Source organism: Mucilaginibacter sp. dw_454, from assembly GCF_018449775.1.
Taxonomy (GTDB): Bacteria; Bacteroidota; Bacteroidia; order Sphingobacteriales; family Sphingobacteriaceae; genus Mucilaginibacter.
On sequence record NZ_JAAVVB010000005.1, the window covers coordinates 248217 to 262942 of the forward strand.

General features: G+C 43.6%; 10 protein-coding genes and 2 tRNA genes. 7 read left to right on the forward strand and 5 right to left on the reverse strand.

Annotation, left to right across the window (positions count from 1 at the left end; all coding sequences use genetic code 11):
- Both HB679_RS16135 and HB679_RS16140 read right to left on the reverse strand, forming a co-directional pair.
- Positions 1–3372, reverse strand: coding sequence for a SusC/RagA family TonB-linked outer membrane protein (locus HB679_RS16135; RefSeq protein WP_214073041.1), 3372 nt, complete (start codon positions 3370–3372; stop codon positions 1–3).
- A gap of 199 nt (positions 3373–3571) precedes the next feature.
- A complete protein-coding gene (locus tag HB679_RS16140; RefSeq protein WP_214073042.1) occupies positions 3572–4663 on the reverse strand; it encodes a FecR domain-containing protein in 1092 nt (363 codons plus the stop codon).
- A 132-nt stretch (positions 4664–4795) separates the two neighbouring features.
- Between HB679_RS16140 and HB679_RS16145 the strand changes: the two genes are divergently transcribed.
- The 6 genes from HB679_RS16145 (at position 4796) to HB679_RS16170 (ending at position 10416) form a co-directional block, all read left to right on the forward strand.
- A complete protein-coding gene (locus HB679_RS16145) occupies positions 4796–5353 on the forward strand; it encodes an RNA polymerase sigma-70 factor (RefSeq protein WP_214073043.1) in 558 nt (185 codons plus the stop codon).
- A gap of 66 nt (positions 5354–5419) precedes the next feature.
- Complete coding sequence (locus HB679_RS16150) at positions 5420–6037, forward strand: hypothetical protein (protein WP_214073044.1); 618 nt, start codon at positions 5420–5422, stop codon at positions 6035–6037.
- A gap of 270 nt (positions 6038–6307) precedes the next feature.
- Positions 6308–7807 (forward strand): alpha/beta hydrolase, encoded by a 1500-nt coding sequence (locus HB679_RS16155; RefSeq protein ID WP_214073045.1) that lies wholly within the window; start codon positions 6308–6310, stop codon positions 7805–7807.
- Between the two features lie 2 nt (positions 7808–7809).
- Positions 7810–7880, forward strand: a tRNA-Cys gene (locus HB679_RS16160).
- A gap of 12 nt (positions 7881–7892) precedes the next feature.
- Positions 7893–7964 (forward strand) — tRNA-Cys (locus HB679_RS16165).
- A 250-nt stretch (positions 7965–8214) separates the two neighbouring features.
- Positions 8215–10416 (forward strand): hypothetical protein, encoded by a 2202-nt coding sequence (locus HB679_RS16170; protein WP_214073046.1) that lies wholly within the window; start codon positions 8215–8217, stop codon positions 10414–10416.
- A 426-nt stretch (positions 10417–10842) separates the two neighbouring features.
- On the opposite strand, the gene HB679_RS16175 is transcribed toward HB679_RS16170, so the two are convergent.
- Entirely contained in the window at positions 10843–11835 is a 993-nt protein-coding gene (locus tag HB679_RS16175; protein ID WP_214073047.1) for a glycoside hydrolase family 43 protein, read from the reverse strand.
- A 7-nt stretch (positions 11836–11842) separates the two neighbouring features.
- Positions 11843–13072, reverse strand: coding sequence for a DEAD/DEAH box helicase (locus HB679_RS16180; protein ID WP_214073048.1), 1230 nt, complete (start codon positions 13070–13072; stop codon positions 11843–11845).
- Between the two features lie 151 nt (positions 13073–13223).
- Between HB679_RS16180 and HB679_RS16185 the strand changes: the two genes are divergently transcribed.
- On the forward strand, positions 13224–14177 hold the full coding sequence (locus tag HB679_RS16185) for a hypothetical protein (RefSeq protein ID WP_214073049.1): 954 nt from the start codon (positions 13224–13226) through the stop codon (positions 14175–14177).
- A gap of 117 nt (positions 14178–14294) precedes the next feature.
- On the opposite strand, the gene HB679_RS16190 is transcribed toward HB679_RS16185, so the two are convergent.
- A complete protein-coding gene (locus HB679_RS16190) occupies positions 14295–14723 on the reverse strand; it encodes a CBS domain-containing protein (protein WP_214073050.1) in 429 nt (142 codons plus the stop codon).
- Positions 14724–14726 lie beyond the last annotated feature (3 nt).

Below are 14726 nucleotides of genomic sequence, written 5' to 3' on the forward strand. Positions count from 1 at the left end.
TTAGAAATTTGCATTAATACCAGCGGTTAATATGAGCGCCGATGGATAGGTACCCCAGTCAATCCCTACGGCCCTTACACCGTCGCCGGCGTTATTGTCGTTTTGATATTGCTCTGGGTCCAGGCCTTTATATTTGGTGAAAGTGAGTAAGTTTTGCCCGCTTACGTAGATCCTTACGGAAGATAAGCCAAGGGTTTTCAACGCGTTTTTGCCCAATTTGTAACCCAACTGTACGTTTTTAACCTTCATGTAAGAACCGCTTTCCAGGAAACGGGTTGACGCCTGTTTGTTATTGGTACCGTCGGTCCATGATAGTAGTGGGTTGGTATTGCTTGTACCCGGGCCAGTCCAGCTTTGGGTTGCTGTAGCCTCGGTAACATTAAAGGGACGATAAAAACCTTCCGACTCGGTCATTACCTGATCGTAAATTTTGTTGCCATACACTCCCTGGAAGAATACGCTTAAATCAAAATTTTGATAACCCACCGTAGCTGTTAACCCATAAGTAAACTTAGGGATTGGGCTGCCGGCAAAAACACGATCATTTTGATCTATCACGCCGTCGCCATTAACGTCTTTATACATTACGTCTCCCGGGCGTATACCTGGGCCCTGGTAGGCATGCGTAAATACTTGTTGCGTGTTTTGAAAGATACCTTCCTGTTGCAGCAGGTAAAATGAACCAACCGGATGGCCAACATCAGTGCGCGTGGCAAAAATATTATTATCAATACGTCCGCCTGTTATAGACGGTGCTCCGTCTAAAGAAACTACCGTATTTTTCAAGGTTGCAAAGTTGCCGTTTAATGAGAAATTCCAATCGTTAGTGAATTTGTGGCTGTAGTTTACATCCAGCTCAAATCCCTGGTCGCGCACCCTACCGGCGTTAATAACCGGAGCCGCGGCTCCACCGGCGCTGCTTGGCAATTGCAAAGGCAGCAACACATTATTGGTGTTTTTGATATAGTAATCTGCGGTTACCTGCAGCGCATTATTAAACAGGCCCAGGTCTAAACCAACATCTTCCTGCGTATTAACTTCCCAACGTATGTTTGGATTACCAATTTTATTAATGGTATATCCCTGGTTGGTTACACCATTAAAAGGGTAATAGCTGCCACCTATAAATGTAGAAAGATATTCATATTGAGGTAAGTTTTGTGAATTACCCACCTGGCCAACGTCTACCCGTAATTTTAAAGCAGATATTGGCTTAATGTCTTTCATGAAATCTTCCTGATCAATACGCCAGCCCAATGAACCCGAATAAAAGGAATGTGATTGTGCGTCAGGATCAAGCTCTGATGAAGCATCCCAACGATAGTTAAAACTAGCCAGGTATTTATTGTTATACTGGTAGTTTATACGGCTAAAAAATGATGAATACGCAACCGGATACTCACTGCCTCCATTTAACGCCGTGGTTAACGTTCCGTTATCAAGATATTGAAAGTTTGGAGTCTGATTTACAAATGTAGTTCGCGAAGCGCTAAGGCCCTGCTGATCCTGTTTGATGATCTCGGTACCTGCCAGGAATGTAAAGGCATGCTTGTCTAATTTCAGATCGTAAGTGGCCGTGTTTGTCCAGTTATATTCTAAATTTTGATTGTGCGATTGCGCTAATGAATTTGGCGTATTAAAGTTCCTGTCTGCCCCGTATGATTCAAAAAATTGTTTGTAATCGGTTTGGATCAGGTTCAAGCCCAGGTCTGATTTAATTCGCAGATTTTTTATCGGCGTAAGCTCGGCAAATACGTCGCCCAGCACGCTGTAGTTATAATTATTATCATTGGTTGAGGCTGCTTCCTGAACGGGGTTTACGCCATCGCCCAAAAAGTTACCTAAAGGTGCAACTTGCTTCGGCAAATCTACAAACTGGCCATTGGGGCCATAAACCGGTGTGCCCGGTGTCCGGAATAAAGCGTAACGCACAACACTGGCTGCCGCCCCGCTATATCCGTCGCCCGATGAACCAACAGATCTTGTTTTTGAATAGGACAGGTTTACATTAGTGCCAAATTTCAGATATTTTGTAGGGCTGCTGTTTACTGCTGTGCGTAAGTTATAACGGTTAAACGACGAATTTTCGATTAAGCCGCCCTGGCTGAAAACGTTGCCGGACACGATGTAATTTGACGTTTCTGTACCACCGCTAACCGATAAGTTGATATTGGTTACAGGTGCCGGTTTAAGTACCGCTTTTAGCCAATTTACATCAGATAAGGTTGAGGCTAAACTGTCAGAGATAATTGGCCGGCCATCATTAACAGCCGCCATGTTATAAGCTTTAACATACTGGGCGTTATCGGCCATTTTAATTAAGTGCGTGGCAGACTGTACGCCGGTATAGGCATTTACGCTTAATTTCTGTTTGCCGTTGTTGCCGTGTTTGGTGGTAATAATAACAACACCACCGGCGGCACGGGCGCCATATATAGCGGCCGAAGAAGCGTCTTTCAAAATGTTGATGCTTTCAACATCATCAGGGGCAATTTGGTTAATACCGTCTGTAGTTGGCGTGCCATCAATAATATAAAGCGGGTTTACGCCATTAATGGTGCCCAGGCCACGTATATGTACATCTATGCCGCTGCCGGGAGCTCCTGTGTTTTGAGTAACACTTACACCCGATGCTTTACCTTGCATAATCTGGTCAATGCCACCCACCGGTATACCGTTAATGTCCTTCGTGTTAATTACAGAAACGGCGCCGGTAAGGTCTTTTTTACGTTGTGTGCCATAGCCGGTTACTATAACTTCATTTAAATTGCCGGCGTCTTCAAGTAACGTAACGGTTATTTCAGATCGTCCCGAAGTTTCAACCTCCTGCGGTTTATAACCCACGTAAGAAACCACCAAAATAGTATTGTCGGGAACAGTGATATTGAAATTACCGTTTACATCGGTAGAGCCAATTGAGTTGCCATTTTTAATAGCTATAGTAGCACCGGGGAGCGGTTCGCCTTTAGAGTCTACCACTTTACCTTTTATGGTGATATCGGCTACCTGCGGGGCAGAGGCTTTGGTTATAACCACCAGGTTGTTGGGTAAAATGCGGTATGCTAAGCCGGTATTTTTTAAAGCATTGTCTAAAATTTGCGGTACGGTAACATTGTTTACATCAATGTTAACTTCGCCACGTGGTATGGTGCCGTTGTTATATAAAAACGTGTAATTGCTTTGCTTTTCAATAAGCTCAAAAAACTTCTCAAATTTAACGCCTTTAACGTTTAAGTTTAGCTTGTCCTGTGAGCGTACCGCCGCCGTAACGTGTACAAGAGCAGCCAGTATAATTAGTGTTGTTAGTTTCACACACAATAGTATTTTCCTGCCAATAGCGGGATCAATGAAAGAACTTAGAGTTTTTTTCATATTTTTGATTGTTGAGGTTAATAAAATCTTAAAAAGCCTGGTATCCAGTCAGATATTTGGTGCATTAGGGTAACCCCGACAGAGGAAGTGTTGCAGCACTTCCTTATTTGTTTAGTGGGGTTAATAAGCTTTCATGAAAGTATATTATGTCATGCGGTTTTTCCTTTCTTCTCCTTTAAGTTTATGGTAATTGGTTTTATTACCAGATATGTACTTGGTTATTTTTAATGCTATAGTGAAACGGCTCGGTTAATTGCAGCGCATGCATTACCTCGTCAATGTTTTGACCTTTAAAAGTGCCGGTAAATTCTTTTGACGCGTAGTTGTCGTCATCAAAAACAATGTCAATATTATACCAGCGATCCAACTGTTTTGCCAAATCTTTAAAGTTCTCTTTTTTAAATATCAGTTTGTTATTTACCCAGGCGGTTTCTGCTATGGCGTCATCAGGTAGCGTTACGTTGCTTGATGCCATGGCCAATGAATCAACCGGAACTACTTTTACTTTGAGCCTCGATTTTTGGGTAACTTCAGATTGGTTAGCCAACGTCACCTTCTCATTAGGATATAGAATAATATTTTGGCCGGGTTTGTTTTTATTAATGACTTCTACTTTACCGCGTATCAGTGTCGTTTCCATGAACTTGTCGCCGGGATAAGCCCGTACGTTAAATGCAGTACCCAATACTACCACGTTCATTTTGCCGGCATGTACAATAAACGGATGCACCGTATCATGCTTAACATCAAAATAAGCTTCACCGTTTAAGGTTACTTCTCTTTTGCCGTCGACATCTAAATTCTCGGCGTATTTGATGGTTGAGCCGGAATTTAACCAAACCGAAGATCCATCCGGTAATATAGCATGGATGCGGTTACCGTAACGTGTAGCTAATTGCTGCTGAGGAGCCGCCGCCGGTGTTTTGATGTGTCGTAAACCTAAAAACCCAACTATCAACAGGCCGGTAAGCGAGGCCGCCGCCATCATCCACCATTTTGATTTATTGCTGTGTAACGGAGCCGGCTCGTGGTTAAATAAATGCCTTTCAACAAATCGGGCCTCGTTGGTTAAAGAATGATCCAGCTTTTGAAGTCCTCTTTCCAGCGCCTGGCGCTCTTCGAAAGATGATGCCACCGGGCTATCTAATCGTAATCTTTTCAGGTCATCGTATTCGGCCCGTAACTCGGGCTGTGCCACGAAAATAAGCTCAAGCTCGTCAGCTTCTGCGAGTGTAATATCGCCAGATACTGATCGTGCTATTAAAATCCAGGCTCTTTCTTCTGAGGTCATAATAATAGTAAGACACAGAAAAAATCAAATACCCCCAAAGGAAATAATTTTTTTAAAACGATTTTAATAACACTTGGTTTATAAGATAAAATACCGATACCTTTACAAAACCAATGTAACCCTATTGTACCTATGCAGGTTATACTTCATGAAGAATTTAGTCATGCTGCTTTGCAGGATGAACAGGTCTTTAAAGAACTGTATAGGGAATATTTTGTAAAATTATACCGCTTTGCCGTTTCGCTGGTGCACTGTCGTGAGTCGGCAGAAGAGATTGTGCACGACGTGCTGATTAATCTCTGGAAAAAGCGAAGCGCCTTCCACGAAATAGATAATCTGAACACCTACCTGTTTGTATCAGTAAAAAATCTTTCGCTTAACTATCTCCGTAATCAAGGCAAACGCGTGTATGTGGAAGAAGGGGTTTTGTACGATAAAACAGCCTATTGCGCCATCGATCCTGAAAGTGTGATGATCAGCAAAGAGAAAGTAGAAGCGCTGGATAGCTATATCAATAACCTGCCCATTAAATGCAAGCTCATTTTTAAACTGGTAAAAGACGACGGCATGAAGTATAAAGAAGTGGCGGCCCTGCTTAATATCTCTATAAAAACTGTCGAAAATCAACTGATCATTGCCCTTAAAAAAATATCGACTGCTATAAAAACTGGCAGCAACCTGGACAGATAATTCCCTTTATCGCACTGATATCTGCATACGGCTAAAACAACCGGGCATTGTGACAGTTAATCAGTTATGAAACATCCCGAAGATATTATTGAATCGCAAAAAACAGGCCGGGCGACTGATTTTATTGCAACAGAACACTATCATACTATTGAGCTGGCGCATGCAAGTTTTCGACAAGCGGCCAGCCGGTTGCTCGCCGTTAACCAATGGCATGAATACGCCGGTGCGGGGTCGGCTGTTTTTTCTTTGACAAATAACGAAGGCGAAGATGCCGTGGGTTTTGCCCGGGAAGGGACATTGTTTCATATTAAGTTGCCCGTGCCCGGATCAGACGCCGGCGATGGCCTGGAGTGGGTAATGATAGAACGCCTGGAAGCTTTTGAAGACGAGCATGCCATTGAAGAATATGTGGCGATGATGGTGCGGCCTATACCCGACCCACGAAAAGCGGACGCGCAAATAGCGCATTTTTACAAGGATATTTCTACCAGTACTTTTATTGTAAAACGGACTGGCAAGACGGTAAGTGCAGCGGTACACGGGCGTAATGAAACACCTAATAATAGTAACGTGGATCTTCATGATAGAATAAGAAATACCATTGTTGCGCTATCTGCCAGGATAGGCCTTGCAGGCCCGCAATGGCAAAAGTTAGTAGACGGTTTGATAAAATCTAAAGAATAAATAGTATTTTGATTATAGTTTATATGCCTGTATAATAGATATATGTGAAACTAAAAGCAGATTTATTTCTATAAAATCTATAGAATTTATAGATTTTTTTGGAAATGATAAAATCATGCCTTAAGTTTGCACTCAATATGTCAGTAAAAAGTTTCAAAAATCAGTATTTAATGCCAATGCCGCACTCCCTTGCGGTCATGTGTTGCTGTTGTTAACTCTCGTCCGCCGTTCAGCAATTCTATCGTCCATTAAACATTTTTGAATATCTCTATGTCTGCCTCTTTTAAATCTCGTACGTCCCATAAATATTTCGCTTTATCTATCCTGGGCGTTATTGCATTCTTAACCTTTAGTTCATGGGAAAATATCCCGGCTTTTATATCGCTGCGCGAACTGGCCGGAGCAAGCGCCTTTAAAACTACCATAAGCGATCATACCATCACTTCAAATAGCGGGGTATTACACTATAAAGCCACAACGGGCTACTCATCAATCAATAATTCTGAAAATCATACTGCGCAGCTTTTTTATACCGCCTACACTAGCGGTAGCAGCAACAAACCCATAACATTTGTTTTTAACGGCGGGCCGGGCTCGTCGTCTATCTGGCTGCATATGGGTTCTTTCGGGCCAGTGCGTGTGGCGCCGGGCAAGGCGGTTTGCCAAACAAATAATGATACCTGGTTAGGATTTACAGACCTGGTATTTATAGACCCGGTAGGTACAGGCTACAGCCGCCCGGAAGATGGTACCGATGCGCGTCGCTTTTATGGTTATCATGAAGATATCAGGATCATTGCTGCATTCATTAGCAATTATCTAAAAGAAAATCACCGCAATAACAGTTCGCTGTTTTTAACCGGCGAAAGCTATGGTGCAGCCAGGGCCGTGGGGTTGGCCGCGTACTTACAAGATACTTTAAAGACGCAGGTTGCCGGTTTAACGCTGATATCACCGGCACTTAATTATAAGCTGATCACTTTCAGAAAGGGGAATGATAATCCTTATCCATACTATTTGGCAACCTACGCTTTGTCGGCACAATTCCACAAACGTTTAAGCCCCAAATTGCAGGACCTGTCTGCTACGCAATTGCAAAATCGGGTTAATCAATTTGCTTTTGGTGCATATAAAAATGCGCTATCTGCTAAAGTAATTTCGGCTGCTGTTATTGACACATTAAGTGAGTATACCGGCTTGGATGTTACGACGCTGCGCCATCTTAATGGCAGGGTTACAGACAGCGAGTTTGCACATTTGCTGCTTAAATCAAAATCTAACCGGTTGGGAATTTATGACGATCGGGATACAGCAACCGTAGCCAGCGCCGACCCAAGCGAACAAAAGCTGCGCGAAACGTTTCCCGCTGCGTTTGCCGGCTATAATAAAACAGTACTACATTATACCAATAAATTAAATTACCTGGCTACCATCGCCACCCCAAACTGGAACTACGGCCCCGAAATGGCTAATGGTTATTTAGACGTAGTCCCGGTATTGCAACATTTGCTGGCCGGCAATCAAAATATTAAAGTACAGGTAGTAAGCGGCGATTATGACCTTGCTACTCCCCGTGCTACGGTTGATCAAACTATAACAGCTTTAGGATCTGTAGCCAACAGGGTAGCCGTCCGGCATTATGCAGCCGGACACATGCTTTATACTGATGATAAGGCAAACCATCTATGGCATAATTACAGCGAAACTTTCTATAATAACACCATCATTTATTCATCAAACATCATAAGCTATGCACCTAAAAATATATAAACGGTTAGCTGGCCGAGCGGTGAGGCACAGGTCTGCAAAACCTGCTACAGCAGTTCGACTCCGTTGCTAACCTCAATAATAATAAGGCGGAGTGGCCGAGTGGTTAGGCAGATGTCTGCAAAACATCTTACAATGGTTCGAACCCGTTCTCACGCCTCTGTTAAAATTCTCTCTCTCATATAATTTGGTTTATAATTGGTTCGTAAATGCCCCTGCCCATCAGGGGCTTTACGTTTTTTATAATTCTGCTAGCCAGCAACTGCCGGTAATTTTAATTAAATATTCCTACAAATAAGAAAGCCATCTAGGAATACAGCCGATAGGATTAATTAGAACATTAGATATTAAATTCAAAACTAATTGCGCAGCAAATAGGTTAAAGGTCTACAAGACTAATTGATTAGAATATGAGCTACGTTTCTACCTGGACCAAAGCGGCTGCCGCAACTTTTGGAGATCCTGATTTTCCTGAAGCATTTAACAAACAAGTTGGAGCCTTTCAATTTGCGGGCAGGCTTATAGCAGATTCCTTTTGGATTGAAGTAACATGGGCCAAAAAAGGCGCCCTGTCTTTCAGGGCCGCTTATGCGCCGGGAGGTAGTCTAAAGCTTAAAAACATAAATGCTGACAGCACAGAATTAAAGTTAACCTCGGCAATAGGTGATTTTAAAGTAGATATCGATATAACAGACGACGCGTTCCCTATACTTCATTATACCACCAGCTTTAAACCATCAGCAGATATCTTGGTGCCGTTTTGGCCGCGAGACATTTTGGTGCCTGGGCAAAGCAATGATCCTGAAAAAAGTAATGGCGATATATTGGTGAAGCAAATAGGCACAAGGTCTGGGCAGCTGTATTTTCAGCTAAACAAGCCCGAACCGGTAACCGTATTTTATCTTCAAAATTTAACTGCTCTGGGCGATTATTGCCAGGAAACAGAGACATCTGCAAGTGATACCGTCGGCGGCGAATGGCCGGATATAGGTTTTGCTTTGCCACCAACTATAAAAGGCAAACCACTAACCGCTGGCAAGCGTGTAATTATTAGCGATGCTTTTATTGCTTTTGATGCCAATTTGGTGAAGGACGAAGCGGTACGGACAAATCAATTTCTGGATATGATGGCCGCATTGTATCTGGCGCTACCCAAGCCTGATACCAATTACAAACACTGGCCCGATATTCTGGACAAAGGCTTGAAAGATCTGTTGCACAGCCCGGGTTGTTGGTCGCAGGTTGCCGGGAATCATTATTTTAATGCCTATTTCTGTGACTACGTAACGCCTCCCGAAATTATGGTGCAGCTTGCGGTATTATTGCCGCTCATAGATTATAAGGAATGGCATGGATCTGACCTGGAAGCGATAGACACGATTAAAAAAGGCTTGCCTGCATTTTACGACGAAAAGCTAAAAACCATTATGCGCTGGCACCCGGCGGTAACCGACCAATTGGAGGGCGAGGAAGAGCAAAAAGAACCCATGGTGATGGATTCCTGGTATCTGCATCATCCTTTATTGAACCTGTCTCGCCTGGCTTTGAAAGGCGATAAAGATGCCGAAAAGCTATTTCTAAACTCGATTGGTTTTGCCATTAAAGTGGCTCGTCACTTCGGCTACCAATGGCCGGTATTCTATAAAATGGATACACTTGAGGTAGTTAAAGCAGAAACGGTTCCGGGCAAGGGCGGCGAAAAAGATGTACCGGGTTTATACGCGCATATCATGCTGCAGGCTTGGGAATTAACCAAAGATAAAAAGTATCTGGCTGAGGCAGAGCATGCTGCAAAGCAGTTAGTGGGATTAGAATTCGATCTGTTTTATCAGGCTAATAATACCGCGTTCTCATCCGGAGCTTTACTCCGGTTATATAAGATAACCGGTAAAGAGATATACAAAGAATTAAGTTACTTATGCCTGGCTAACGTATTCAAAAACGTGAGGCTTTGGGATATCCAATATGGTTATCTCAAAGATCATCCGTCGTTCTTTGCGGTGTTCCCGTTAAATGATGCGCCATATACAGCGGTATATGAAGAACAGGAAGTGTTTTGCGCCTTTCATGACTACCTACACCATGCGCAAGGCGAAAATATCTTGCCATCGGCAAGGCTATTGTTGGCTGAGTATATTAAATACCTGGTAGACAGGGCGCCGCATTACTATCCACCAATGATGGCAAAAGATATGCTGCCCGAAAAACCAAAGATCGGCGCTTTAGATCCTGCACTATGGATTGCTTTAGAAGATGTACAGGATGGCTGGGAGAAATCGGGTCAGGTAGGGCAAGAGGTTTACGGTGCCGGTAATGCTTTCGGTATCCTCCCGCGGCATTATATGCAAGTGGCCGACGAATCATTCATGATCTTTTGCGACTACCCCATGATTGGCTTTGCCGCTAAAAAGAGACGACCGATAAGCTTTCAGCTGGCGGGCGACGGCAGATTACAGGGCCAGATCATCATGGTGAAGACAGACCGTAAAAAGCTGCCTGAGTTCACCGTTACGGTTAAAGGGAGTAAAGAACCGATAAAAGGAAAGCCCATAGTCGATGGTCATGTGCTGTACACTGTAACCGGAGATCAAACGGTTAAAATAGATTGGTAGTCAAGTAGTGTCTTCTTTCTTTGGCCGTTGTTTTGCAACACGGTGTTTACGAAGATACTACTCACCGGGGCAACCGGCTATACTGGATCTCTATGCTACCCTTCCACTACTTCATCTTTAGGGGGATGTTGCATAAGATAGCAAGCTAAACCGTTGCACTGTTTTGTTTCACGTGTGTGTGAAACAGATGAACAAGTGAAACACTATTTTTATATAACTATTTGGTATATAATATATTATAAAATTATAGTGAAACAGAATGAAACGGTTTTTATTACGTTTAAGTCTTTTTTTGTTTCACGTAGTTTGATGAAAGCCTTGCCTTCTTCGCAAAAGCGGTCGAACCAATAACGACGGATAAAAACGTTTAAAAACAAAAAAAACGCCGCGGAATCCACGGCGTTTTTTTTATGCTATAATCAAAAACTATTTAATTTTTCTTGGCGCTACACCTTCATTGGTAATCTTTACCGGCAGGATATGGCCGTTCTCGTCAAAATACATTTTATCAATACAGGTTACCCGATGGTTACCATCATGATCGCCTAACGGGCGACGGTGGTAAACAATGTACCATTCGTCGGTTTTAGGGATGTTGATCACCGAGTGGTGCCCTGCGCCGGTAGCAATAGCCGGGTCTTGTTTCAATACCACATCAATCCGCTCAAACGGGCCGGTTGGCGAATCGCCCATGGCATAGGCAACGCGGTAGTTAGGGCCGGTCCAGCCGCCTTCGCTCCACATTAAATAATATTTGCCTTTGCGTTTAAACATCACGGGTCCCTCTACATAATCTTTCGGGGTGATGGATTTATAAGTTTCGCCATCGGCAAACGGCTCAACGCCGGTAAAGTCTTTGTTTAACCTGGCAATATTGCAATGGCGCCAGCCGCCATAAACGATGTAGTATTGGCCATCGTCATCTTTGAAAACAAACTGGTCTATTGGTTGCGCACCATTGACAAATTGACCAATTAACGGCTTGCCCAAATAATCTTTAAAGGGGCCCTCAGGTTTCTTGGCTACGGCAATACCGATACCACCAAGCTCCTGATTATTCTGAATATCATTAGCGCCAAAGAAAATATAGTATTTGCCATCTTTCTCTGTCACCGCAGGCGCCCACATGGCCTTGTGCGCCCATTTTACAGCGGCAGTATCCACCACATGCGGATGTTTGGTCCAATGCACTAAATCGGTTGATGAATAGGCGTCGAGGTAAACCTGCTCTTCGTATTTAGCAGAATAGGTTGGATATACCCAATAGGTTTTACCAAATACTTTAGCTTCCGGGTCGGCATACCAGCCCGGGAAAATTGGGTTGCCTGAAGTAGTTTTAGCAGCATCTTGCGCCAGCGTAACGCCGGTAGATAGCGCCAGCAAAGCCGCGGTTAATTTTAATGATTGATAAAGTCTCATATATAAATTAGCTTTTATTGGTTGGCTTATTTTTATTCCAGACACGCTTTTTATTGGGGCTATTGCGGTTTTGATTTGGTTTTCTTTCCGGTTGTCTTACTTCGGCAATACTTAATAAATGCTCGGGTAGCGGGTGCTGGGTAATCTTACGGTCAATCAGCTCCTCAATACTTTTCAGCCTGCGTTCATCACGATGATTAACAAAAGTGATGGCGGTGCCTTTGGTGGCAGCGCGTGCGGTACGGCCAATGCGATGGATATAATCTTCGGCATCTGCCGGCACATCATAGTTAATTACCAGATCGATTCCTTCCACATCAATACCCCGCGAAAGTGCGTCGGTGCCAATAATAATAGGCAGTTGTTTATTTTTAAAGCGAAGCAGAATTTCTTCACGCTCTTTTTGTTCCAGATCAGAGTGGAACGATTCGGCATGCAGTTTTATCGCTTTTAATTCTTTGTATAATGATTTGACAATCTCTTTTCGCGAAGCAAAAATAATAGTGCTCAAATAATTGCCGTCTTTCAGTAAATGCTGCAATAAAGGCGTTTTCTGCTGGTCATGCAGGCGATAGATCTGCTGATCTATACCTACCGCAGGTTGCGATATGGCCAAACTGATCTGCTCGGGATTGTGCAGCACATTTTTAGCCATATTACGGATACGGCCCGGCATAGTAGCCGAGAATAACAGCGTCTGCCGCTCTTTAGGCAGGTAGCTGATGATGCGCATAATATCGTCAGAGAAACCCATGTCCAGCATGCGGTCGGCTTCATCCAGTATCAGGTAATCTATTTTATTCAGCTTTAATATACCCGATGTTAGGTGAGCAATAAGCCTGCCCGGGGTAGCTATAATAACATTTACATTATTTTGTATGCCACGGCGTTGCTGCTCGTAAACATGGCCGTCGCCACCACCAAATACAGCTATAGAGCTGATGCCGGTAAAATAGGCCAGGCCCTCAACTTGCTGGTCAATTTGCTGAGCCAGTTCGCGCGTTGGGGTTAGTATCAGGGTACTGGTATGGTCTTTAGCCGTACGGCCTATCTTTTCCAATATCGGCAGTAAAAAAGCCGCAGTTTTGCCGGTTCCGGTTTGGGCGCAGGCAATCAAATCCTTCCCCTCCAATATAAGCGGAATAGCCATACCTTGTATGGGTGTCGGAGTGGTGTACCCCATGCTTGTTAGGCCTTCTGTAAGCTCGTCGTTAAAATTAAAATCTTTAAAAGTCACGCTATGTTTTTGTGTGGTACAAGATAAGGAAAAAATGTGGTGCTACAGCTATAGCGCCAAATGTTGACTAATAGCCGACATCGCGAAGCCGCAAACAATAAAATCCGCAGCAACCTAATTCCCGTAATTGAACAAACATTTACCCACACTCATGAACAAATTTACCCATGCGTTTTGCCTGTTGGCCCTTTGCCTGATAGCTGTAAAAGCCAGCGCGCAAACCGATACCGCTTATCGCCAAAAACGAATAATTAACCAGGAGTTTAATCAAATTTATACCCAAAACTTAAAAGCGTCGATATTTGGCAATGAATACGGCGGGCCAAATAAAACCCTGCTAACCTCAGACCTGGTAGGCAATTTCGTGCTGATCAATACACCCAAGCTGCCGTTTTTTGTGGTGGCTACGCCGGAGATTAGTATTCGTTTGTTTGCTGCGCATGGCTCGCCGGTAAAATCACCGAGCTATATGCCGGGGCTAGCGGTTTATTTTAGGGTGAATGACAATATGTACCACGCCAAGTTCTTCTCGGTAGCTTATAATCACCACTCCAACGGCATTGAAGGGCCAACGGCTAACCCTAATGGCACCATTAATGTCGACAGCGGTAAGTTTACCACCAACTTCTATACGTTGCTGTATCATGCCGATAATCGCACGGATAAAGAGAACCTGATCATCAACAATAATTTCGCGGGTGGACTAGAATTGCATGCAGCTTTGATAGGGTTGGGCTACGCTCACGCCCTGGAAGGAAAATACGGCTGGGTACGTGCCAAAGGCACCTGGCAATACAGCCTGGCCAAAAAATACAACGATGCTGTTGATCCTGACAAAAAAGTTTTTAACGATTGGATGCGTGTACAATTAGACCTGCAGTACATCCTGGACAAAGACAACGATTACAATTTTACCGATGCTAAAAAACGCCTCAACGTGGGTCTTAAATATTATTACCAGTTACCGTTTATGCAAAACACCGCATGTATGATAGGCGGGGGCTATCGCGGGCAGGATGAGTATAATATTTATTTCCAGGATAGCTATGCTTATTTTATGGTGGGGATTTCGGCGGGGCTGTCTTTTGGGACGAAGAGTAGGTAATACAAAATACTAAACGTTTGTCATTTCGACCAACGGGAGAAATCTTATACGCTTTGCTATTATCGCTCGTATAAGATTTCTCGCTATGCTCGAAATGACATGATTAAAAGAAATCCTTTACGACTGTATATAATTCTTCAACTGCTCAATGGTGTGCTCGTGCGATAGAATGGTTTCTGTAACCACGTCACTCATAGAAATAATACCTATCAATTCGCTGTAATTAAACACCGGCAAATAACGGATCTTGCCTTCGCTCATTACCTGCATACAATGATCTACCGTGTTTTCAGGCAACAGTCTTGGCAAATTGGTACTCATAATCTCGCCAACTGTGGTGTGATCTGATGAGCGTCCCTCTAAAATAACCTTACGGGCATAATCGCGCTCGGTCAGGATGCCTGCATACGCACCATCTTCGGTAATGACTATCGATCCAATGTTTTGGTCGGCCATCAGTCTTAAGGCATCTAACACTAATGTAGCAGCATCAATGGTAACTACGTTACCGCCCTTACGGGCCAGTATGTCTGAAACTTTTCGCATAAC

What these genes read in the sequence shown, in the direction of transcription:
- HB679_RS16155 (WP_214073045.1), top strand. Translation starts at nt 6,308, where the DNA reads ATGTCTGCCTCTTTTAAATCTCGTACGTCCCATAAATATTTCGCTTTA.
- HB679_RS16170 (WP_214073046.1), top strand. Translation starts at nt 8,215, where the DNA reads ATGAGCTACGTTTCTACCTGGACCAAAGCGGCTGCCGCAACTTTTGGA.
- HB679_RS16175 (WP_214073047.1), bottom strand. Translation starts at nt 11,835, where the DNA reads ATGAGACTTTATCAATCATTAAAATTAACCGCGGCTTTGCTGGCGCTA.
- HB679_RS16135 (WP_214073041.1), bottom strand. Translation starts at nt 3,372, where the DNA reads ATGAAAAAAACTCTAAGTTCTTTCATTGATCCCGCTATTGGCAGGAAA.
- HB679_RS16145 (WP_214073043.1), top strand. Translation starts at nt 4,796, where the DNA reads ATGCAGGTTATACTTCATGAAGAATTTAGTCATGCTGCTTTGCAGGAT.
- HB679_RS16150 (WP_214073044.1), top strand. Translation starts at nt 5,420, where the DNA reads ATGAAACATCCCGAAGATATTATTGAATCGCAAAAAACAGGCCGGGCG.
- HB679_RS16140 (WP_214073042.1), bottom strand. Translation starts at nt 4,663, where the DNA reads ATGACCTCAGAAGAAAGAGCCTGGATTTTAATAGCACGATCAGTATCT.
- HB679_RS16190 (WP_214073050.1), bottom strand. Translation starts at nt 14,723, where the DNA reads ATGCGAAAAGTTTCAGACATACTGGCCCGTAAGGGCGGTAACGTAGTT.
- HB679_RS16185 (WP_214073049.1), top strand. Translation starts at nt 13,224, where the DNA reads ATGAACAAATTTACCCATGCGTTTTGCCTGTTGGCCCTTTGCCTGATA.